The sequence below is a fragment of the Streptomyces sp. NPDC031365 genome (assembly GCF_055569765.1).
Window position 1 is genome coordinate 56,932 of the sequence record NZ_JBVIIM010000028.1, and the last position, 19,964, is coordinate 76,895.

The 19,964-nt window shown below is 70.6% G+C and carries 19 protein-coding genes; 12 read left to right on the forward strand and 7 right to left on the reverse strand.

Features of this window, described 5'->3' with window-relative positions; translation table 11 throughout:
• Positions 1-148 precede the first annotated feature (148 nt).
• A complete protein-coding gene (locus ACZ5C2_RS31065; protein WP_468798846.1) occupies positions 149-1,522 on the reverse strand; it encodes an aspartate aminotransferase family protein in 1,374 nt (457 codons plus the stop codon).
• A 2-nt stretch (positions 1,523-1,524) separates the two neighbouring features.
• Positions 1,525-2,043, reverse strand: a complete 519-nt coding sequence (locus ACZ5C2_RS31070) for an Lrp/AsnC family transcriptional regulator (RefSeq protein WP_468798848.1) — start codon at positions 2,041-2,043, stop codon at positions 1,525-1,527.
• Positions 2,044-2,249: 206 nt separating this feature from the next.
• On the opposite strand from ACZ5C2_RS31070, the gene ACZ5C2_RS31075 reads away from it, so the two are divergent.
• From ACZ5C2_RS31075 to ACZ5C2_RS31085, 3 genes are all read left to right on the forward strand, one after another.
• Entirely contained in the window at positions 2,250-3,689 is a 1,440-nt protein-coding gene (locus ACZ5C2_RS31075; protein ID WP_468798850.1) for a gamma-aminobutyraldehyde dehydrogenase, read from the forward strand.
• 215 nt (positions 3,690-3,904) lie between these two features.
• Positions 3,905-4,417 (forward strand): HXXEE domain-containing protein, encoded by a 513-nt coding sequence (locus tag ACZ5C2_RS31080; RefSeq protein ID WP_468798852.1) that lies wholly within the window; start codon positions 3,905-3,907, stop codon positions 4,415-4,417.
• 49 nt (positions 4,418-4,466) lie between these two features.
• Positions 4,467-4,997, forward strand: a complete 531-nt coding sequence (locus ACZ5C2_RS31085; RefSeq protein WP_468798854.1) for a hypothetical protein — start codon at positions 4,467-4,469, stop codon at positions 4,995-4,997.
• Here ACZ5C2_RS31085 and ACZ5C2_RS31090 read toward each other — a convergent pair.
• Complete coding sequence (locus ACZ5C2_RS31090) at positions 4,954-6,927, reverse strand: AfsR/SARP family transcriptional regulator (protein WP_468798914.1); 1,974 nt, start codon at positions 6,925-6,927, stop codon at positions 4,954-4,956. The two genes, ACZ5C2_RS31085 and ACZ5C2_RS31090, sit on opposite strands and share 44 nt — an antisense overlap.
• A 134-nt stretch (positions 6,928-7,061) precedes the next feature.
• Between ACZ5C2_RS31090 and ACZ5C2_RS31095 the strand changes: the two genes are divergently transcribed.
• Positions 7,062-7,943, forward strand: coding sequence for an alpha/beta fold hydrolase (locus ACZ5C2_RS31095; RefSeq protein WP_468798856.1), 882 nt, complete (start codon positions 7,062-7,064; stop codon positions 7,941-7,943).
• Here ACZ5C2_RS31095 and ACZ5C2_RS31100 read toward each other — a convergent pair.
• Positions 7,930-8,712, reverse strand: coding sequence for a glycerophosphodiester phosphodiesterase (locus ACZ5C2_RS31100; RefSeq protein WP_468798858.1), 783 nt, complete (start codon positions 8,710-8,712; stop codon positions 7,930-7,932). The two genes, ACZ5C2_RS31095 and ACZ5C2_RS31100, sit on opposite strands and share 14 nt — an antisense overlap.
• A gap of 19 nt (positions 8,713-8,731) precedes the next feature.
• Positions 8,732-9,850 carry an adenosine deaminase gene (locus ACZ5C2_RS31105; protein WP_468798916.1) on the reverse strand — a complete coding sequence of 373 codons (1,119 nt, stop codon included), beginning with the start codon at positions 9,848-9,850 and terminating at the stop codon, positions 8,732-8,734.
• Positions 9,851-9,959: 109 nt separating this feature from the next.
• Here ACZ5C2_RS31105 and ACZ5C2_RS31110 point away from each other — a divergent pair, with 109 nt between their 5' ends.
• Together ACZ5C2_RS31110 and ACZ5C2_RS31115 are read left to right on the forward strand one after the other, a co-directional pair.
• Positions 9,960-10,628, forward strand: coding sequence for a DUF4190 domain-containing protein (locus ACZ5C2_RS31110; protein WP_468798860.1), 669 nt, complete (start codon positions 9,960-9,962; stop codon positions 10,626-10,628).
• 79 nt (positions 10,629-10,707) lie between these two features.
• A complete protein-coding gene (locus ACZ5C2_RS31115) occupies positions 10,708-11,166 on the forward strand; it encodes a DUF4190 domain-containing protein (protein ID WP_468798862.1) in 459 nt (152 codons plus the stop codon).
• Positions 11,167-11,235: 69 nt separating this feature from the next.
• Here ACZ5C2_RS31115 and ACZ5C2_RS31120 read toward each other — a convergent pair whose 3' ends face one another.
• Complete coding sequence (locus tag ACZ5C2_RS31120) at positions 11,236-11,805, reverse strand: NADAR family protein (protein ID WP_468798864.1); 570 nt, start codon at positions 11,803-11,805, stop codon at positions 11,236-11,238.
• A 222-nt stretch (positions 11,806-12,027) separates the two neighbouring features.
• On the opposite strand from ACZ5C2_RS31120, the gene ACZ5C2_RS31125 reads away from it, so the two are divergent.
• From ACZ5C2_RS31125 to ACZ5C2_RS31150, 6 genes are read left to right on the forward strand one after another with little or no spacing between them, the layout of a single operon-like run.
• Positions 12,028-13,563, forward strand: coding sequence for a gamma-aminobutyraldehyde dehydrogenase (locus tag ACZ5C2_RS31125; protein ID WP_468798866.1), 1,536 nt, complete (start codon positions 12,028-12,030; stop codon positions 13,561-13,563).
• Positions 13,564-13,611: 48 nt separating this feature from the next.
• A complete protein-coding gene (locus ACZ5C2_RS31130; RefSeq protein ID WP_468798868.1) occupies positions 13,612-14,859 on the forward strand; it encodes a polyamine ABC transporter substrate-binding protein in 1,248 nt (415 codons plus the stop codon).
• A 4-nt stretch (positions 14,860-14,863) separates the two neighbouring features.
• Positions 14,864-16,036, forward strand: coding sequence for an ABC transporter ATP-binding protein (locus tag ACZ5C2_RS31135; RefSeq protein ID WP_468798870.1), 1,173 nt, complete (start codon positions 14,864-14,866; stop codon positions 16,034-16,036).
• Positions 16,036-16,959, forward strand: a complete 924-nt coding sequence (locus tag ACZ5C2_RS31140) for an ABC transporter permease (protein ID WP_468798872.1) — start codon at positions 16,036-16,038, stop codon at positions 16,957-16,959. Before ACZ5C2_RS31135 ends, ACZ5C2_RS31140 begins: the two co-directional genes overlap by 1 nt.
• A 1-nt stretch (position 16,960) precedes the next feature.
• A complete protein-coding gene (locus tag ACZ5C2_RS31145; protein ID WP_468798874.1) occupies positions 16,961-17,761 on the forward strand; it encodes an ABC transporter permease in 801 nt (266 codons plus the stop codon).
• A 36-nt stretch (positions 17,762-17,797) separates the two neighbouring features.
• Entirely contained in the window at positions 17,798-19,216 is a 1,419-nt protein-coding gene (locus ACZ5C2_RS31150; protein ID WP_468798876.1) for an NAD(P)/FAD-dependent oxidoreductase, read from the forward strand.
• Positions 19,217-19,303: 87 nt separating this feature from the next.
• Here ACZ5C2_RS31150 and ACZ5C2_RS31155 read toward each other — a convergent pair whose 3' ends face one another.
• On the reverse strand, positions 19,304-19,945 hold the full coding sequence (locus ACZ5C2_RS31155) for a phosphatase PAP2 family protein (protein WP_468798878.1): 642 nt from the start codon (positions 19,943-19,945) through the stop codon (positions 19,304-19,306).
• Positions 19,946-19,964: the final 19 nt, after the last annotated feature.

Below are 19,964 nucleotides of genomic sequence, written 5' to 3' on the forward strand. Positions count from 1 at the left end.
TCCCCCCCCCCCCCCTCCCACCCCTCCCCCCCCCCCCCCCCCCCCCCCCCCCCTCCCCCCCCCCCCCCCCCCCCCCCCACCCCCCCCCCCCGGGGCCGTAGTTGATCATTCAGAAGGAAGATCGGAACCGCGGTCCGGCCGGCGGTTCCTACAGCTTGGTCCAGGCCTCGGACAGGGTCGCGCGCAGGATCTGCTCGATCTCGTCGAAGGTCTCCTGGTTGGAGATCAGCGGCGGGGCGAGCTGGACGACCGGGTCGCCGCGGTCGTCGGCACGGCAGTACAGGCCGTTCTCGAAGAGCTTCTTCGACAGGAAGCCGTACAGCACGCGCTCGGTCTCGTCGGCGTCGAAGGACTCCCTGGTGTTCTTGTCCTTGACCAGTTCGATGCCGTAGAAGAAGCCGTTGCCGCGGACGTCGCCGACGATCGGCAGGTCGTGCAGCTTCTCCAGGGTCGCGCGGAAGGCGCCCTCGTTGTCGAGCACGTGCTGGTTGAGGCCCTCGCGCTCGAACAGGTCGAGGTTGGCGATGCCGACCGCGGCGGAGACCGGGTGGCCGCCGAAGGTGTAGCCGTGCAGGAAGGTGTTGTCGCCCTTGTAGAACGGCTCGGCCAGACGGTCGGAGATGACGCACGCGCCGATCGGGGAGTAGCCCGAGGTCATGCCCTTGGCGCAGGTGATCATGTCCGGGACGTAGCCGAACTTGTCGCAGGCGAACGTCGTGCCGAGGCGGCCGAAGGCGCAGATGACCTCGTCCGAGACGAGCAGCACGTCGTACTGGTCGCAGATCTCGCGCACCCGCTGGAAGTAGCCGGGCGGGGGCGGGAAGCAGCCGCCGGCGTTCTGCACCGGCTCCAGGAAGACGGCCGCGACCGTGTCGGGGCCCTCGAAGAGGATCTGCTGCTCGATCTGGTCGGCGGCCCAGCGTCCGAACGCCTCCGGGTCGTCGCCGTGGATCTGCGCCCGGTAGATGTTGGTGTTCGGCACCTTGCGCGCGCCCGGGACGAGGGGCTCGAACGGGGCCTTCAGGGCCGGCAGGCCGGTGATGGACAGGGCGCCCTGCGGGGTGCCGTGGTAGGCGACCGCGCGGGATATGACCTTGTACTTGGTCGGCTTGCCGGTGAGCTTGAAGTACTGCTTGGCGAGCTTCCAGGCGGTTTCCACCGCCTCACCGCCGCCGGTGGTGAAGAAGACCTTGTTGAGGTCGCCCGGAGCCTCGTTCGCGAGCCGCTCCGCGAGCTCCACCGCCTTGGGATGGGCGTAGGACCACACGGGGAAGAAGGCCAGCTCCTGCGCCTGCTTGGAGGCGGTCTCCGCGAGTTCCTGACGGCCGTGCCCCGCCTGCACCACGAACAGGCCCGCGAGGCCGTCGAGGTAGCGCTTGCCCTTGTCGTCGTAGATGTAGGTGCCCTCACCCCGGACGATGGTGGGGACGGGGGCGTTCTCGTACGAGGACATGCGGGTGAAGTGCATCCACAGGTGGTCGTACGCGGACTTGCTGAGGTCCTTGGGGCTGTCGGTGCTCACGATTATCGGGTTCCCCACATGTAGGTCTGCTTCTTGAGCTTGAGGTAGACGAAGCTCTCGGTGGAGCGCACTCCGGGAACGGCCCGGATGCGTCTGTTGATGACCTCCAGGAGGTGGTCGTCGTCCTCGCAGACGATCTCGACCATCAGGTCGAAGGAGCCCGCGGTCATCACGACGTACTCGCATTCGTCCATGGCGGCCAGCGCGTCGGCCACGGACTCCACATCGCCCTCGACGTTGACCCCGACCATTGCCTGCCGGCGGAAGCCCACGGTGAGCGGGTCCGTGACGGCGACGATCTGCATCACGCCCTGGTCGAGCAGCTTCTGGACGCGCTGGCGCACGGCCGCCTCCGACAGACCCACGGCCTTGCCGATGGCGGCGTACGGCCGGCGGCCGTCCTCCTGGAGCTGCTCGATGATGGCGAGGGAGACGGCGTCCAACTGGGGACCGCCGCCGTTCTTGGACTCGCGGGGGTCCTTCGGGTCTGCGCTTCGACTGGCCACGGGGACACTGTGCACGACGTATCGATAGTTTCGCAAGGCTCAATCGATGAAATTCGTTGTCTATGTGGTCTCGTATTGCGGATTTCGCAGGTGCGAGTCGGGTGGGGGTGTTGAAAACGTCAGCGGTCGGTCTAGGGTGGGTGTCTCAGAGGCTGGACACCTCGACATCTCACCCCCAAACACCTCGGACACACCCACAAGGAACACCAGGAGGGCCTGCAGTGAGCACCGAGCTGCGTCGTCTGCGCAATTACATCGGCGGGGAGTTCCGGGACGCCGCCGACGGACGGACCACCGAGGTGGTCAACCCCGCGACGGGCGAGGCGTACGCGACCGCTCCGCTGTCCGGGCAGGCGGATGTGGACGCCGCGATGGCGGCCGCCGCCGAGGCGTTTCCCGGCTGGCGCGACACCACCCCGGCCGAGCGGCAGAAGGCCCTGCTGAAGATCGCGGACGCCTTCGAGGAGCGCGCCGAGGAACTCATCGCGGCCGAGGTGGAGAACACGGGCAAGCCCACCGGGCTCACCCGCACCGAGGAGATCCCGCCGATGGTGGACCAGATCCGCTTCTTCGCGGGCGCCGCGCGGATGCTCGAAGGCCGCTCGGCCGGTGAGTACATGGAGGGCCTGACCTCGATCGTGCGCCGTGAACCGGTCGGTGTCTGCGCGCAGGTCGCCCCGTGGAACTACCCGATGATGATGGCCGTGTGGAAGTTCGCCCCGGCGATCGCCGCGGGCAACACGGTCGTCCTGAAGCCCTCGGACACCACCCCGGCCTCCACCGTCCTGCTCGCCGAGATCCTCGGTTCGGTCCTGCCCAAGGGCGTCTTCAACGTCATCTGCGGCGACCGCGACACCGGCCGTCTGATGGTCGAGCACCCCACTCCCGCGATGGCCTCCATCACCGGTTCGGTGCGCGCCGGGATGTCGGTCGCCGAGTCCGCGTCCAAGGACCTCAAGCGGGTCCACCTGGAGCTCGGCGGCAAGGCCCCGGTCGTCGTCTTCGAGGACACCGACATCCCCAAGGCCGTCGAGGACATCTCCGTCGCCGGCTTCTTCAACGCCGGCCAGGACTGCACGGCCGCCACGCGCGTCCTCGTCCACGAGTCCATCCACGACGAGTTCGTCTCCGCGCTCGCCAAGGCCGCCGCCGACACCAAGACCGGAATGCCGGACGACGAGGACGTCCTGTTCGGCCCGCTCAACAACCCCAACCAGCTGGCGCAGGTCGAGGGCTTCATCGAGCGGCTGCCCGCGCACGCGCGCGTGGAGGCCGGCGGCAAGCGCGTCGGAGAGCAGGGCTTCTTCTACGCGCCGACCGTCGTCTCCGGTCTGAACCAGGACGACGAGATCATCCAGAAGGAGGTCTTCGGCCCGGTCATCACCGTTCAGCGCTTCACCGACGAGGACCAGGCCGTCGCGTACGCCAACGGCGTCGAGTACGCGCTGGCCTCCTCGGTGTGGACCAAGGACCACTCCCGTGCGATGCGGATGTCCAAGAAGCTGGACTTCGGCTGCGTGTGGATCAACACCCACATCCCGCTGGTCGCGGAGATGCCGCACGGCGGCTTCAAGAAGTCCGGCTACGGCAAGGACCTCTCGGGGTACGGCTTCGACGACTACACGCGGATCAAGCACGTGATGACGTCCCTGGACGCGTAGCGCCGCGTGGGGTCGGCCGGATGAGAGTCCTGAGCGCCCTCGGGGTCCGGGTTGTTCACAGGCGCGGACCCGCCGCGGCTGGTCGCGCCCACGCGGCGGAGCCGCACAGGTCACAGCCCCGCGCCCCGTTGGGGTGCGGGGGCTCTTCTCCTGCCGGGTGGCCTGGCGGGACGGATGACTCGTCGAGCGGTGAACTCGTTGGCGGCGCCGTCACGTTGGGGCTGTTCGCGGCCTGGGCCGTGCATGACCTCGAGGAGTTGGCGACCCTGCCGGGCTGGCTGCGGCGTCATGTGCCCGAGTTGCGCGAGCGGTTCCCGGAGGTGCCGGAGCGGGTGTGGCGGCAGGCCGACGGCATCGACCGCCGTGAATTCACCGCGGCGGTGGGCGTGATGGCGGCGGTCGTCGCCGCCGCGTCGGTCGCCGGGCGGTGGACCGGAGGCCGCTCCGCCTTCTACCGGGCCGCCCTGGACGGCTTCGGACTGCACGGCCTGGTCCACCTGGCCCAGGCGGCGGCCGTACGCGGCTACACCCCGGGTTCCGTCACCTCGCCGCTGCTGGTCGTGCCGTTCTCCCTCTGGGCGCGCGGCCGGCTGCGCAGGGCCGGAGTGCTGCGTCCCACCCGCCCCCGCGACCTGGCCGTCGGTCTGTCGGCGGCGGGGGCGGCCACCGTCGCGTCGCACGCGGTGGCGCGTCGCCTGACGCGCACGGCGGCGCGCACGGGCCGCTGAAGCCACGACCTCTTTTTGAACATGTTCAATACCGGCGTACGCTGTCGCCATGAGCGACAGAGCCGCTCTGCTCAAGGGCATTCGCGCCTGGCTGGTCTTCTTCGTCGTCTGTCTGGTACTCAGCGGCGTCACCGCGTTCCCCTTGGTGCACGAACTGCGCTGGACCGAGGGCCTGTTCCGGTCCCTGTCGGTGCCGGAGCACCTCCCCGCCCTCATGGAATGGATCGAGCGCGTACGGGACGGGCTCGACACCGCCGACGCCGAGTACCCCTTCCTCCTCTACGGCACCGACTGGCTCGCCTTCGCCCATCTCGTGATCGCGGTCGCCTTCTACGGCCCCTACCGCGACCCCGTACGCAACATCTGGGTCATCGAGTTCGGCATGATCGCCTGCGCCGGCATCATTCCGCTCGCCCTCGTCTGCGGACCGATCCGCGGCATCCCCTTCTGGTGGAGCGTCATCGACATGGCGTTCGGGCTGTTCGGGGTGATTCCGCTGTACGTCGTACGCGAGAAGATCAAGCGACTCGAGGCGCTCACCCCGGAGGCCGGCGGGCGCCCTGTTCCAGTGCCGCGTTGAGACTCTCCAGGTGACCGGCCACGGCACCCAGCGTCAGCAGGCCGCTCCCCGCCGCCTGTTCACCGGCCGCGGGGAGGAGGTGGGTGCGGGCGCGGAGCATCGTGGGCGGGTCGTCCACCGCGACGGCGGCTCGGGCGACCAGGCACCACATGGCCTCGGACATGAGGTCGTGGGGTGGGTCGGGGAGGTCGCGCAGGGCCGCGCGCGCCTGGTCGTGGTGGCCGGCGGCCGTCAGGAGGAGCGGGCGTACCCAGGGTTCGTAAGGGCCCCAGTCGGTGTGCTCGTCGGCGGGGGGCGGTTCGCCGTGGCGCAGGGCGACGCTCAGACGGGCCAGGGGGAGCAGGCCGTGGCTCAGACCCGGCATGCCGGAGCCGGGGAGCGGGTCCGCGGCACGGTCGTAGGCGGTCAGGGCGGTGGCCGGGGGAGCGGTGAGGGAGGTGCGCAGGGCGCGGTACCACGTCGTGAAGACCGCGACCAGGGGGAGGTCGTGGCGGGCGGCCAGCGCGTCGGCGGCTCGCGCGTGCCGTTCGGCGCCCGTGAAGTCGCCCAGCGCGCAGCGCGACTGGAGGCGGACGAGGTGGCCGAGGACCTCGTAGCGGGGCAGGCCGTTGCGCTCCGACAGGGACACGGTCTCCGCGCCGATCGCGTCCCGGCGGGCCGCGAGCCCGGTGCGGTGGAACGTCTGCATGAACGTGCCGTTCAGGGCGAACGCCAGGAGTGAGGCGTCGTCCAGCCGGCGGGCGATCTCCTCGGCCCGGCGTGCCGCCCGGAGCGGCCGGTCGGCGGGGAGGATCCCGCGCGACTCCACGGCGATCGTCGCCAGCAGGCGGCAGCGGGCCGCGTCGTGGCCGTCGGGCGGGAGCAGCCGCAGGGTCCGTTCCGCCGATCCCACCAGCCGACGGGCCTCCTGGGGGTCGTCGCAGCGGGTCCAGATCGCCGGTACGTCGTACACACCGATGACTCGTGCCGTCAGCTCCGGATCGCCCAGTTGCTCCGCGGCGGCGACGGCCGCGGCCCGGTGCCGGCGCGCCGCCTCAAGACCGCCCCCGCCCGTCACGGCCAGGTCGCGCATCAGTCCCGCGGTCGACTCCAGCCGGGTCCGGGCGCGGGCGGACACGGCACTCTCGTAGGCGGCGGTCGCGCTCGCCCACACCCGGTCGACGGCGCTGTCCGGGTCGATGCGGGCGGACTGCCGCAGGATGTCCCCCTCCAGCCGGCGCAGCCGGGGGCCGGGGTCCACACCCAGGTGTTCGCCGAGCATGCCGCGCGCCCGGCGCAGCACCGCCAGCGCATCGGCCTGCCGCCCGGACCGGTACAGCGCCAGCGCCAGCAGCCGCCAGGCGTCCTCCCTCCAGGGGTGCTCCGTCACGTGTGCGTCCAGTTCGGGCACCGCCCGCGCGGCAGCACCCAGCGCGACACGCGCCTCGGCACGCCGTTCGACGGCCTGGAGCCGCAGCTCCGCCAGCCGGGCGCGGTCCGCACGCGCCCAGGGCGCCTCGCCGAAGTCCGCGAAGGCCGGCCCGCGCCACCACTCCAGCGCCTCGGTCAGCACCGTCACCACCTGCGACGGGTGGGCGTCCGCCGGCGTGGCCACCGCCCGCTCGAAGCGCCAGGCGTCCACGTCCTCCGGGGCCGCCCGCAGCGCGTACCCGGGCCCTTCCGTGACCAGCAGACGCGGCGGGGTCCGGGGCGGCCGGTCCGGCTCCAGCGCCCTGCGCAGCCCGGCGACGAACGTCCGTACCGCACCCACCGCCCGGTCCGGCGGCTCGTCCCAGAGATCCTCCACCAGCCGTGCCACCGGCACCACCCGGCGGCGCGCGATCACGAGCCGGGCCAGGACCGCCCGGTGCTTCGGCCCGCGCAGCGGCAGCGGGTCACCGGCCTCGCCCCAGGCCGTCGCTGCGCCGAGTACTCCGAACGTCACGTGCATGACGGCGTCCGTCCCTCCGTCCGGGCCCGTCGGCCCGGCGCAGTTGTTCATCGGTTGCTGATCCACGCGGTGGAAGGTGGAGACACCGCCCGGGGCCGTCCACCGGGCGCCGATGCCAGCAGAGGAGAGCAGCCATGCCCCATCCCACCATCCCCGGTTTCACCCACCAGCGCGTCCCCGTGGACGAGGGCGTTGAACTCCACGCCGCCGTCGGCGGCACCGGTCCCCCGGTCGTGCTGCTGCACGGCTTTCCGCAGACCCATCTGATGTGGCGGCACGTCGCCGTGGACCTCGCGGCCGACCACACCGTCATCTGCCCCGACCTGCGCGGCTACGGCGCCAGCGACAAGCCCACCGGGACCGGGCCGGACACCTACTCCAAGCGGACCATGGCGCGGGACGTCGTCACGCTGGCCCGCCGGCTCGGGCACGAACGGTTCGCCCTCGCCGGCCACGACCGGGGTGCCCTCGTGGCCTTCCGGGCCGGGCTCGACCACCCGGCCGCGGTCACCCGGCTGGCCTGCCTTGACGTGCTGCCCACCCTCGACATGTGGGAGGCGCTGCACGGCACCTCGGCCGCCGTCGGCTTCCACCTCTACCTGATGGCGCAGCCGCCCGGACTGCCCGAGCGGATGATCGGGGCGAGCGCCGACGCGTTCTTCGGCCACTTCCTGGACCTCTGGGCGAACGACCCCGGCGCCGTGCCGGCCGACGTCCGCGCGGCCTACCTCGAGGCCTGCCGCGAGGCCGTCCCGTCGATCGTCGCCGACTACCGCGCCTCCGCCGGAATCGACGTGGATCACGACAAGGCCGACCGCGCGGCCGGGACCCGGCTCACCATGCCCGTCTCCGTGCTCCAGCAGGACTGGGGAGCCGCCCTCGGTTACGAGGCGGCCGCCCTGTGGGACGCCTGGGCCGCCGATCTCCGCCACTTCACCGTGGACTGCGGGCACTTCATGGCCGAGGAGGCGCCGGGCGACGTCGCCGCCGCCCTGCGGGACCTCATGAAGCGCTAGACCGGTCCGCCCGGTCTCCCCGGAGAACCGGACCGGGCCGTTTCGTGGAGTGCAGGACCGGTCTCCGGGGAACGCCCGCCCGGGCTCCGCCGTCGCGCAGCGCGCACAGGACGTCGATGCGGTTGGTGGTGATCGAGTCGACGCCCAGGGACAGCAGGCGGCGCATGGAGCGGCGGGTGTCCGGGGTCCAGACGGACAGCAGATACCCGTCGCGGTGGACATGGTCGGCGAGGGCCCGGTCGACCAGGGCGAAGCGGTAGTTCAGCCAGCGCGGGCGGATCGCCGCCAGGAGACCGGCGCGCGCCGGGGCGCGGGTCGTCCGGGTGAGCGCGATCTCGGCGGACGGGTCCGCCGCGCGCACGGCGAGCATGGCGGGAGCGCCCGCGCAGTAATAGACGCGGTCCTGGGCGCCGCTCTCGCGCACGGCGTCCACGACCCGGCGCACGGCACGCACATCCGGCGTGCCGGGCAGGTCGATCATCACCCGGCCGCCGTCCGCCGCCGCCAGCGCGTCGGAGAGCGTGGGCACTCCGTCGTCCGTCACCCCGCGCACCTCCTCCCAGGAGAGCGACAGCAGTGGCCGGTCGTGCTCCCAGAGTCGCTTCAGCGTCCCGTCGTGCAGCAGCACCGGGACACCGTCCCGGGTGAGACGTACGTCGATCTCCACCGCGTCCGCGCCCCGGTGGAGAGCGGAACGCAGCGAGCCGATGGTGTTCTCGCGGACGCGGTAGGGGTCGCCGCGGTGGGCCACGGCGGTCACGTTCTGCATGGCGGCCCTTCGCGGGTGGTCAGGAGGTGAGCCAGGACGCGGTGTAGGTGTCGATCTCGGCGGCCAGCCGTGCCTTGCTCGACGCGTCCATGAACGACGCCTCGACCCCGTTCTTCGCCAGTTCGGCCAGGCCCCGCTCGTCGAGGTCCAGCAGCCGCGCGGCGACCGCGTACTCGTTGTTGAGGTCGGTGCCGAACATCGGCGGGTCGTCGGAGTTGACCGTCACCAGGACACCGGCCCGGACGAACTCCTTCACGGGGTGCTCGTCGAGCGTGGCCACCGCGCGGGTGGCGATGTTGGAGGTGGGACACACTTCCAGCGGGATACGCCGCTCGGCCAGGTGCCGGAGCAGCTCGGGGTCCCGGGCGGAGCTGGTGCCGTGCCCGATGCGCTCGGCTCCCAGGTCGTTGAGGGCGTCCCACACCGTCTCCGGTCCCGTGGTCTCGCCGGCGTGCGGCACGGAGCGCAGCCCGGCGGCGATGGCACGGTCGAAGTACGGCTTGAACTGAGGGCGGGGGACGCCGATCTCGGGGCCGCCGAGACCGAAGGAGACCAGGCCCTCCGGGCGCAGCCGGTCGTCGGTGGCCAGGCGCACGGTCTCCTCGGCGGACTCCAGGCCGGCCTCGCCCGGAATGTCGAAGCACCAGCGCAGCACCGTCCCGAACTCCGTCTCGGCGGCCTTCCGGGCGTCCTCGATCGCGTCCATGAACCCGCGCTCGTCGATGCCGCGGCGGGTGGAGGAGAACGGGGTGATGGTCAGCTCGGCGTACCGCACCTGCTGCCGGGCCAGCTCACGGGCCACCTCGTACGTCAGCAGCCGGACGTCCTCGGGGGTGCGGATCAGGTCGACGACGGACAGGTACACCTCGATGAAGTGGGCGAAGTCCGTGAAGGTGAAGTAGTCGGCGAGGGCCTCAGGGGCGGTGGGGACCTTGGAGTCGGGGTGGCGGGCGGCCAGCTCCGAGACGATGCGGGGGGAGGCGGAGCCGACGTGGTGCACGTGCAGTTCGGCCTTGGGCAGTCCGGCGATGAAGGCGTGCAGCTCGCGTGAAACGTGCGGCTCGACGAGGTGGTCGGTCAAGAGGGCCTCCCCCAGGACGGCGCCCGGGCCGCGGGGGGGAACCGGGACGCGGATGATCGGCTGATCGGTGACTCGGGGTCATCGTAGGCGGTGGGGGAGGGGCCGGGGCGGCGCGGGGCTGCGGAGCCGTAGCATGGCGGGACGATCGAGGGGCGGGGGACTCCAGATGACGGACGCGACGCAGCCGGGCGGCGACAGCACGGGCGCCGGCGACCCCTGGGCGGCCCCCGGGGACAGGACCTCGCTGGGCAAGGACCGGATATCCGGCGCCGGCGGGCCGTCCGTGCACGACCAGCCCACCATCACCTCGATGCCGGGAGCCGGCTTCGTCCCGCCGCCCCCCGGGGCCGCGCTCCCGGGTGGCACCGCGCCGTTCGGCGCCCCGGGTTCCGCGGTGCCCCCGCCGCCCGTGGCGCCCACCGGCCCCGGGGCACCCGCCGGGTACGGCTACCCCGGCCACCCGGAGGGTTACGGCTGGCCCGGCATGATGACGCCGCCGCGGCAGAACGGCATGGGCACCGCCGCCATGGTGCTCGGCATCCTGGCCTGCTGCCTGTTCTGCCTGTACGGCGTGGTCTCCGTCGTCCTCGGCATCCTCGCCGTCGTCTTCGGCGTCAAGGGCCGGCAGAAGGCCGAGCAGGGCCTGGCGGACAACCACGGACAGGCTCAGGCCGGCCTGATCATGGGCGTCATCGGTCTCGTCCTCGGCATCGCCGTGATCGTCCTGATAGCGATCGGCATCACGGCCGCGATCAACAGCGACGAGGACAGCTGGGAGGACGACGACTACTACGGTGCCCATACCCCGGTCGTCACCGCTCCGGCCTTCCGCTGACGGGGCGGGAAACGCTGTCCTGCGGGGTGAACGGATCACTATGATCCGATGGTCAGTAAACGGAGGGGAGAGCGTTTCCATGTCCGGCACCAATCCCGCACCCGGTGGGTTCGGGCCGCCGTCCCAGCCCCCGCAGCAGCCGGGCCCGGGTTACGGCTATCCGCAGTCCGGCCCGCCCTACGGCCACTCCTCGGGCGGTGCCCCCCAGGGCATGCCACCCATGCCCTACCCCCAGACACCCGGCTACGCGATGCCCATGCAGCCGAGCAATGGACTCGGCACCACAGGACTGGTGCTGGGCATCATCGGTGTGGTCTGCAGCCTTACCTTCTTCCTGTGGTTCCTCGGCGTGATCCTGGGCATCCTGGCGATCATCTTCGGTGCCATCGGCCGGGGGAAGGCGAACCGTGGCGAGGCCACCAACAAGGGCTCGGCGACCGCCGGGCTCGTCTGCGGCATCGTGGCCACGGTGATCCTGCCGCTGCTCGGCATCCTGCTGTTCGCCGGTGTCATGGGAGGGCTCGGCGCCGCGTCCTGAGGTGAGCCGCCGCGTTCCGGAGGGCCGGTCCGCAGGGACCGGCCCTCCGCCGTGTGCGAAGACCTCTGTTCAGCCGGCGCGCAGCCGTCTGCGGGCTTCCATCAACGCGAAGCCCAGCAGGTTCGGCCCCCGCCACCGCTCTGGGTCCATCGCCCCCTCGGCGTCCGCCGCGAGGCCGATGCCCCACACCCGGTCCACCGGGCTCGCCTCGACCAGCACCCTCTCGCCCGTGTTCAGCAGAAACGTCCGCAGGCCGTCGTGGGCCGCGAACTTGTGCACGCTGCCCTCGACGACGATGCCGAACCGCTCCCGGCGCCACACCGCCTCGTCGAAGCCCCGCACCAGCCGCCCCGCCTTCTTCGCCTGCGAGGGGTGCTCCGCGTCCAGCACCCGCCGCTCACCTTCGGGGTCCGCGAAGAGCCGGGCCTTGGCCGCCATCATCCAGTGCTCGGCGGTCGCGTACTCCACGCCGTCCACCGTGAACGGCGACGGCCACCACTGACTCAGGCAGCCCGCCCCGATCCGCCCGTCCGGCAGCGGCCGGTGTCCCCAGAAGTGCAGGTACCTGATCCTCGCCCCGGCCTCCAGCGCCTCGATCAGCGCCTCCCTGGAACCGATCGTCTCCGTCGTCCCACCCATCGCCACCCCCGTGATCCCTTTCCTGCACGCGAGTCTGGCAGGCACCACGGACACTCCGTACTGCCTTTTCCGTGGTTACTCGACACTCGGTCGACAGATTCCGTTGCGTAATCAAAATTCAACAACGGAATCACTTGTTGGAGTCGGATCGCTCTGTCAGGATCGGCACTCAAATCGAGCTGGAGCCACGCCGCCCCCCTCGGGGACACGGAGGAGAGCGACATGCACAACCCGGGCACCACCACCCCGGAACGATTTCCCGCCCAGGACCGCTTCGCGGACGGCGCGCAGTTCATCGCGGGCCGCCTGGCGAAGGGCACCTCGGGCCGTACCCACGCGGTCGTCGACCCGGCCACCGGCGCGGAGGTGTACACCTACGACCTCGCCGGTCCGGACGACGTCGACGCGGCCGTCGCCGCCGCGCGTGAGGCGTTCGCGGCCTGGGCCGGTGCCACGCCCGGCGAGCGTTCCGACGCCCTGCACCGGTTCGCCGCCGTGGTCGCCGACCGCGCGGAGGACTTCGCCCGTGCGGAGTCGCTCCAGTGCGGCAAGCCGCTGAAGCTGAGCCGCGAGTTCGACGTCCCGGGCACCATCGACAACATCGCCTACTTCGCCGGTGCCGCCCGCCACCTCCAGGGTCAGTCGGCCGGTGAGTACTCCGGCGACCACACCTCCTACGTCCGCCGCGAGCCCATCGGGGTGGTCGGCTCCATCGCCCCCTGGAACTACCCGCTCCAGATGGCCGCCTGGAAGATCCTCCCGGCGATCGCCGCGGGCAACACCATCGTGCTCAAGCCCGCCGAGCTCACCCCGCTGACCTCGCTCCTCTTCGCGCAAGCCGCCACCGACGCCGGAATCCCGGACGGTGTGATCAACGTCGTCACCGGGACCGGCAGGGAGGCCGGTGAGCACCTGGTCGGCCACCCCGACGTGGCCATGACCTCCTTCACCGGTTCCACCGCCGTCGGCAAGCGGGTCGCCGAGATCGCCACCGCCACCGTCAAGCGCCTCCACCTCGAGCTCGGCGGCAAGGCCCCGTTCGTCGTCTTCGACGACGCCGACCTCGACGCCGCCGTCAACGGCGCGGTCGCGGGCGCGCTGATCAACACCGGGCAGGACTGCACCGCCGCCACGCGCGCGTACGTGCAGCGTCCCCTCTACGAGGCGTTCGTCGCGCATGCGGCCGCCCTGATGGAGACCGTCCGGCTCGGCGACCCCTTCGCCCCCGGCACCGACCTGGGTCCGCTGATCTCGCACGTCCAGCGCGACCGGGTGGCCGGCTTCGTCGACCGGGCGCGCGCCTACGCGCGCGTCGTGACCGGGGGTGAGACACCCCTGGGCGAGCTCGGGAACGGCGCGTACTATCGCCCCACGCTCATCGCCGACGCGGCGCAGGACAGCGAGGTCGTGCAGTCCGAGATCTTCGGTCCGGTGCTGACCGTCCTGCCCTTCGACACCGACGACGAGGGCATCGCGCTCGCCAACGACACTCCGTACGGGCTCGCCGCCTCCGCCTGGAGCCGGGACGTGTACCGGACGGGCCGGGCCACCCGGGAGATCAAGGCGGGGTGCGTGTGGATCAACGACCACATCCCGATCATCAGCGAGATGCCGCACGGCGGCTATAAGGCGTCCGGCTTCGGCAAGGACATGTCCGCGTACTCGTTCGAGGAGTACACGCAGATCAAGCACGTCATGTTCGACAACACGGCGGTGGTCCGCAAGGACTGGCACCGCACCGTCTTCGGGGACCGATAGAAGCCGGGCCGCCCGACCGCGGCCCCCTCCCGAAAGGGCACCACGCGCATGGAGCAGTACGAGCCCGACCGCCTCTCACCGGCCCAGGAGGCCGCCGTACGGCGCGGTTTCCGCACCGGCAGGGCGGCACTGACCCGCCGTTCCGTGCTGCGCGCCTCCGCGGGCGGCGCGCTCACGGCCGGCGGACTCGGCGCACTGAGCGCCTGCGGCATCCCCGCCGCCGGAAACACCCGGGGCGGCGTCTCGGCGGAGGACCACTCGGAGGAGGAGAAGTCCGTCAACTTCTCCAACTGGACCGAGTACATGGATGTCGACGAGAGCGGGCGCGAGCACCCCACGCTGGACGCGTTCACGAAACGCACCGGCATCAAGGTCAAGTACACCGAGGACATCAACGACAACACCGAGTTCTTCGGCAAGATCAAGCCGCAGCTCGCCGCCGGCCAGGACTCCGGCCGCGACATCATCGTCCTCACCGACTGGCTGGCCGCCCGCCTGATCCGCCTCGGCTGGGTGCAGAAGCTGGACCCCGCCAACCTCCCGAACGCCTTCACCAACCTGTCGGCCCAGTTCCGCAATCCCGACTGGGACCCCGGCCGCGCCTACTCCTACCCCTGGCAGGGCATTTCCACGGTCATCGCCTACAACAAGAAGGCGCTCGACGGCATCGAGGTGAAGACCCTCTCCGACCTGCTGGACAATCCGGGGCTCAAGGGGCGCGTCGGTCTCCTGACCGAGATGCGGGACACCGTCGGCATGACCCTGCTCGACATGGACAAGGACCCGGCGAAGTTCTCCGCCGACGACTACGACGGGGCGATAGCCCGTCTGCAGAAGGCTGTCGACAAGGGGCAGGTCCGCCGCTTCACCGGCAACGACTACACGGCCGACCTCGCCAAGGGGGACTTCGCGGCCTGTCTCGCCTGGGCCGGCGACGTCGTCCAGCTCAAGGCGGACAACCCGGACATCGAGTTCCTGATCCCTGACAGCGGCTACATGACGTCCAGCGACAACATGCTGATTCCGAACAAGGCCCGGCACAAGACGAACGCCGAGCGGCTGATCGACTACTACTTCGAGCCGCAGCCGGCCGCCGAGCTCGCCGCCTACATCAACTTCGTCTGTCCCGTCGACGGGGTGAAGGACGACCTCGCGGAGATCGACGAGGACGCGGCGAACAACCCGCTGATCCTGCCCGACAAGGCCATGCAGGCCAAGTCCCGTGCCTTCCGCTCCCTGAGCTCCAAGGAAGAGACGGAATTCGAAGAGAAGTTCGCGAAGCTCACTGGGGCGTGACGAGATGAAGACCACCAAAGACACCACCGCGCCCGGCAACGGCGGGGACGTCCGCCTCACCGGCATCGGCAAGACCTACGGCTCCTTCACCGCCGTACACCCGCTCGACCTGACCGTTCCCCAGGGCTCCTTCTTCGCCCTGCTCGGCGCGTCCGGCTGCGGAAAGACCACCACCCTGCGCATGATCGCCGGCCTGGAGGAGCCCACCGCGGGCACCGTCCACCTCGGTGACCAGGACGTCACCGCGCTGCCGCCGTACAAGCGGCCGGTGAACACGGTCTTCCAGTCCTACGCCCTCTTCCCGCACCTCGACATCTTCGAGAACGTCGCCTTCGGCCTGCGCCGGCGCGGCATCAAGAGCGTGAAGCGGCAGGTCGAGGAGATGCTGGAGCTGGTCCAGCTCGGCGAGCAGGCCCGCAAGAAGTCGCACCAGCTCTCCGGAGGACAGCAGCAGCGCGTCGCCGTCGCCCGCGCGCTGATCAACCATCCCAAGGTGCTTCTCCTCGACGAACCCCTCGGTGCCCTCGACCTGAAGCTGCGCCGCCAGATGCAGCTGGAGCTCAAGCGCATCCAGACCGAGGTCGGCATCACCTTCGTGCACGTCACGCACGACCAGGAGGAGGCCATGACCATGGCCGACACGGTCGCCGTGATGAACGCCGGCCGGGTCGAGCAGCTCGGTTCGCCCGCCGACCTCTACGAGAACCCGCGCACCACCTTCGTCGCCAACTTCCTCGGCACCTCCAACTTCATCGAGGCCGAGGTCGACTCGAAGTCCGGTGGAGAGCTCGTGCTGAAGGCGGGCGGCGGCAAGCTCGTCCTGCCCGAGGCCCGCAACAGCGCTCCCGCGACGACCGGCGGCAAGGTGCTGGTCGGGGTGCGCCCGGAGAAGATCTCCCTCACCCACGCCGACGACGCCGGTGAGATACCCGAGGGACGCAACCGCATCACCGGCCGGATCGCCGACTCCAGCTTCATCGGCGTCTCCACCCAGTTCGTCGTCGACAGCCCGGTCTGCTCCGACTTCGAGGTCTACGTGCAGAACATCGACCGCGACGACCGGCTGGTGCCGGGCGCCGAGATCGTCCTGCACTGGAACCCGGCGCACACCTTCGGCCTGGACGCGGCACAGGACATCGACGCGGGCGTCGAGACGGTCGAGGAAGAGGTCGCCTGATGGCCACGGTCACCGAGGCGCCACCCCTGGCGCCCGCCCCGGAACAAAAACCCCCGCGCAAGCGGGGCCACTGGACGCCGTACTGGCTGCTGCTGCCCGGCCTGCTGTGGCTGTTCGTCTTCTTCGCGCTGCCGGTGATCTACCAGGCCTCCACGTCCGTGCAGACGGGCTCCCTGGAGGAGGGCTACCAGGTCACCTGGCACTTCGCCACCTACTGGGACGCGCTGTCCGACTACTGGCCGCAGTTCGTCCGCTCGGTGCTCTACGCGGCCTCCGCGACCGTGCTGTGCCTGCTGCTCGGCTACCCGCTGGCGTATCTGATCGCCTTCCGCGCGGGACGCTGGCGGAACCTGGTCATGGTCCTGGTGATCGCGCCGTTCTTCACCAGCTTCCTGATCCGCACCCTCGCCTGGAAGACGATCCTCGCCGACGGCGGCCCGGTGGTCGACGTCCTGAACACCCTGCACGTCCTGGACGTCACCGCCTGGCTCGGCTGGACCGCCGGCGACCGGGTGCTGGCCACCCCGCTCGCGGTGGTCTGCGGCCTGACGTACAACTTCCTGCCGTTCATGATCCTGCCGCTCTACACCTCGCTGGAGCGCATCGATCCCCGGCTGCACGAGGCGGCGAACGACCTCTACGCGAGACCGTCGACCACCTTCCGCCGGGTCACCTTCCCGCTGTCGCTGCCGGGCGTGGTCTCCGGCACCATGCTGACCTTCATCCCCGCGTCCGGCGACTACATCAACTCGGATCTGCTCGGATCCACCGACACCCGCATGGTCGGCAACGTCATCCAGTCGCAGTTCCTGCGGATTCTCGACTATCCGACGGCCGCGGCACTCTCGTTCATTCTGATGGCCGCGATCCTCTTCATCGTCACGTTCTACATCCGCAAGTCCGGCACGGAGGATCTGGTTTAAAATGACCTTCGTCAACTGGTTCAAGCGTCATCTCGTCGTCATCGCGGGACTGCTGACCCTCGCGTATCTCCTCCTGCCGAACGTCATCGTCACGGTGTTCTCCTTCAACAATCCGAAGGGGCGCTTCAATTACACGTGGCAGGAATTCTCCACGGACGCGTGGAAGGATCCGTGTGGAGTATCCGGACTGTGCGCCTCGCTGTCGCTCAGTCTCCAGATCGCGCTGTGGGCGACCCTCGGCGCCACCCTGCTCGGCACGATGATCGCTTTCGCACTGGTCCGCTACCGCTTCCGTGCCCGCGGCGCCGTGAACTCGCTGATCTTCCTGCCGATGGCGATGCCCGAGGTGGTCATGGCGGCCTCCCTGCTCACCCTGTTCCTCAACATGGGCGCCCAACTGGGCTTCTGGACGATCCTGATCGCCCACATCATGTTCTGCCTCAGCTTCGTCGTGGTCGCCGTGAAGGCGCGTGTGATGTCGATGGACCCCCGGCTGGAGCAGGCCGCGCAGGACCTGTACGCCGGCCCGGTCCAGACGTTCCTCCGGGTCACGCTGCCGATCGCCGCCCCCGGCATCGCGGCGGGCGCGCTGCTCGCCTTCGCGCTCTCCTTCGACGATTTCGTCATCACCAATTTCAATGCCGGCTCGACCGTCACCTTCCCGATGTTCGTATGGGGCTCCGCCCAGCGCGGAACACCCGTACAGATCAATGTGATCGGTACGGCGATGTTCGTCATCGCCGTGCTGCTGGTACTGGTCTCCATGCTCATCGGCAATCGCCGCAACCGCCAGAAGGCATAGAAACGACGCCGCAATCCCCTGTAGGGAGTTGACATCATGGCCCCGAGCGCCATGAGCCGCTGGACCGAATCCCTTTCCGAAGCACGGCCGGCTTCCTTCTGGCTGGACGACCCCGGCAGGCCCGACCCCGAGCCCGCCCTGACCGGTGCCGACACCTGCGACCTGCTGGTCGTCGGCGGTGGCTACAGCGGGCTGTGGACCGCGCTGATCGCGAAGGAACGCGACCCCGCACGGGACGTCGTGCTGGTGGAGGGCCGCGAGGTGGGCTGGGCCGCCTCCGGCCGCAACGGCGGATTCTGCGCCGCCTCTCTCACCCACGGCCTGCCCAACGGACTGGCCCGCTGGCCGGAGGAGATCCACACCCTGGAGCGGCTGGGCGCCCGCAATCTCGACGCCATCGAGCAGACGGTCACCCGCCACTCCATCGACTGCGACTTCGAACGCACCGGCGAGATCGACGTCGCCACCGAGCCGTACCAGGCCCGGGAGCTCAGGGACTGGTACGAGGAGATCCGGGCCAAGGGCCTCGCCGGGGACATCGAGTACCTGGACACGGAGGCCGTACGGGAGCAGGTGAACTCCCCGACCTTCGCGGCCGGCCTGTACGACCGCCGCGGCGTGGCGATGCTCCACCCCGCCAAGCTCGCCTGGGGACTGAAGCAGGCCTGCCTCGGCCTCGGTGTGCGCGTCTACGAGCACACCCCTGCCCTCACCCTGAAGTCGCACGGAGCCGGTATGGCCGTACGCACCCCGTACGGGGCGATCCGCGCCCGCACGGTGGCGCTCGGCACCAACATCTTCCCCAGCCTGGTGAGACGGGTCCGCGCCTACACCGTCCCGGTCTACGACTACGCCCTGATGACCGAGCCGCTCACCGCCGGGCAGCTCGCCTCGATCGGCTGGAAGAACCGCCAGGGCCTCGGGGACAGTGCCAACCAGTTCCACTACTTCCGGCTGTCCGCCGACCACCGGATCCTCTGGGGCGGCTACGACGCGGTCTACCCCTACGGCGGCCGGGTGCGTGCCGAATACGACGACCGGCCGGAGACGTACGCCAAGCTCGCCGGGCACTTCTTCACCTGCTTCCCCCAGCTCGAGGGCGTCCGCTTCACCCACGCGTGGGGCGGCGCGATCGACACCTGCACCCGCTTCTCGGCGTTCTTCGGCACGGCACACGCGGGGAAGGTGGCGTACGCGGCGGGCTACACGGGGCTCGGCGTGGGCGCCACCCGCTTCGGCGCCGAGGTGATGCTGGATCTGCTGGCGGGGGAGCGGACCGAGCGCACGGAGCTGGACATGGTGCGCAGAAGGCCACTGCCGTTCCCGCCGGAACCGTTCGCCTGGACCGGCATCGCCCTCACCAAGTGGTCCCTGGCCAGGGCGGACGCGCAGGGCGGGCGGCGCAATCTGTGGCTGCGGACGATGGACAGGCTGGGCCTGGGGTTCGACAGCTGAGCCGGCAGCGGGCGTTCGGTGTCCGTAAGGGAAGCGCGGAACACGCTTGCGGAAGGCGCGCGCTGCGCGGGCTGATGACCTGGTCGGTCAGCTGGGACCGGTTCGGAGGCGGGGAGTTCCCGGGGACGTTCGACGGCTGCTTCGGCTGACCAGCAGCCGCAGACCGATCAGCAGCACCGCGCCGAGGCACCAGCTGGCCACCACGTCCAGCGGCCAGTGGTAGCCCCGGCGCACCAGCCCGAAGGAGGCGCCCAGCACCAGGGCGCCGCAGAGCACGACCAGTGAACGGTGTACGGCCGGCGAACGCAGCAGCGGAAGAAGCAGCAGCGTCGCCGCGCCGTACGCCACGACGGCGGTGGCAGTGTGGCCGGAGGGGTAGTAGCCGACCGCCGGGGGCACGGCCGGGGTGCCCGGACGGTCGGTCCACTCCTTCAAGGGGGCGACCAGCACCGGCACCAGCACCATGGCCGCCGCCCCGGCGAGGGGCGGCAGCCACCAGCGGTCACTGCCTCGCGCACGTCCGCGCCACGCGACGTACGCCAGCGCCACCGCCAGGACCGGCACGGCCACCTGGATGTTGCCGAGGTCGGCGAGCACCTCGGAGGTCCGGTCCGGCTGAACGAGGTCCTCGCTCAGCCGCTCGTCGAGATCCACCAGCGGTCCGTCCGCGACGACCTGCCAGGTGATCAGCGCGAAGAGGAGGACGGGCGGTCCCAGCAGCAGCACCATGCCGTCCAGCTTCGCAGGT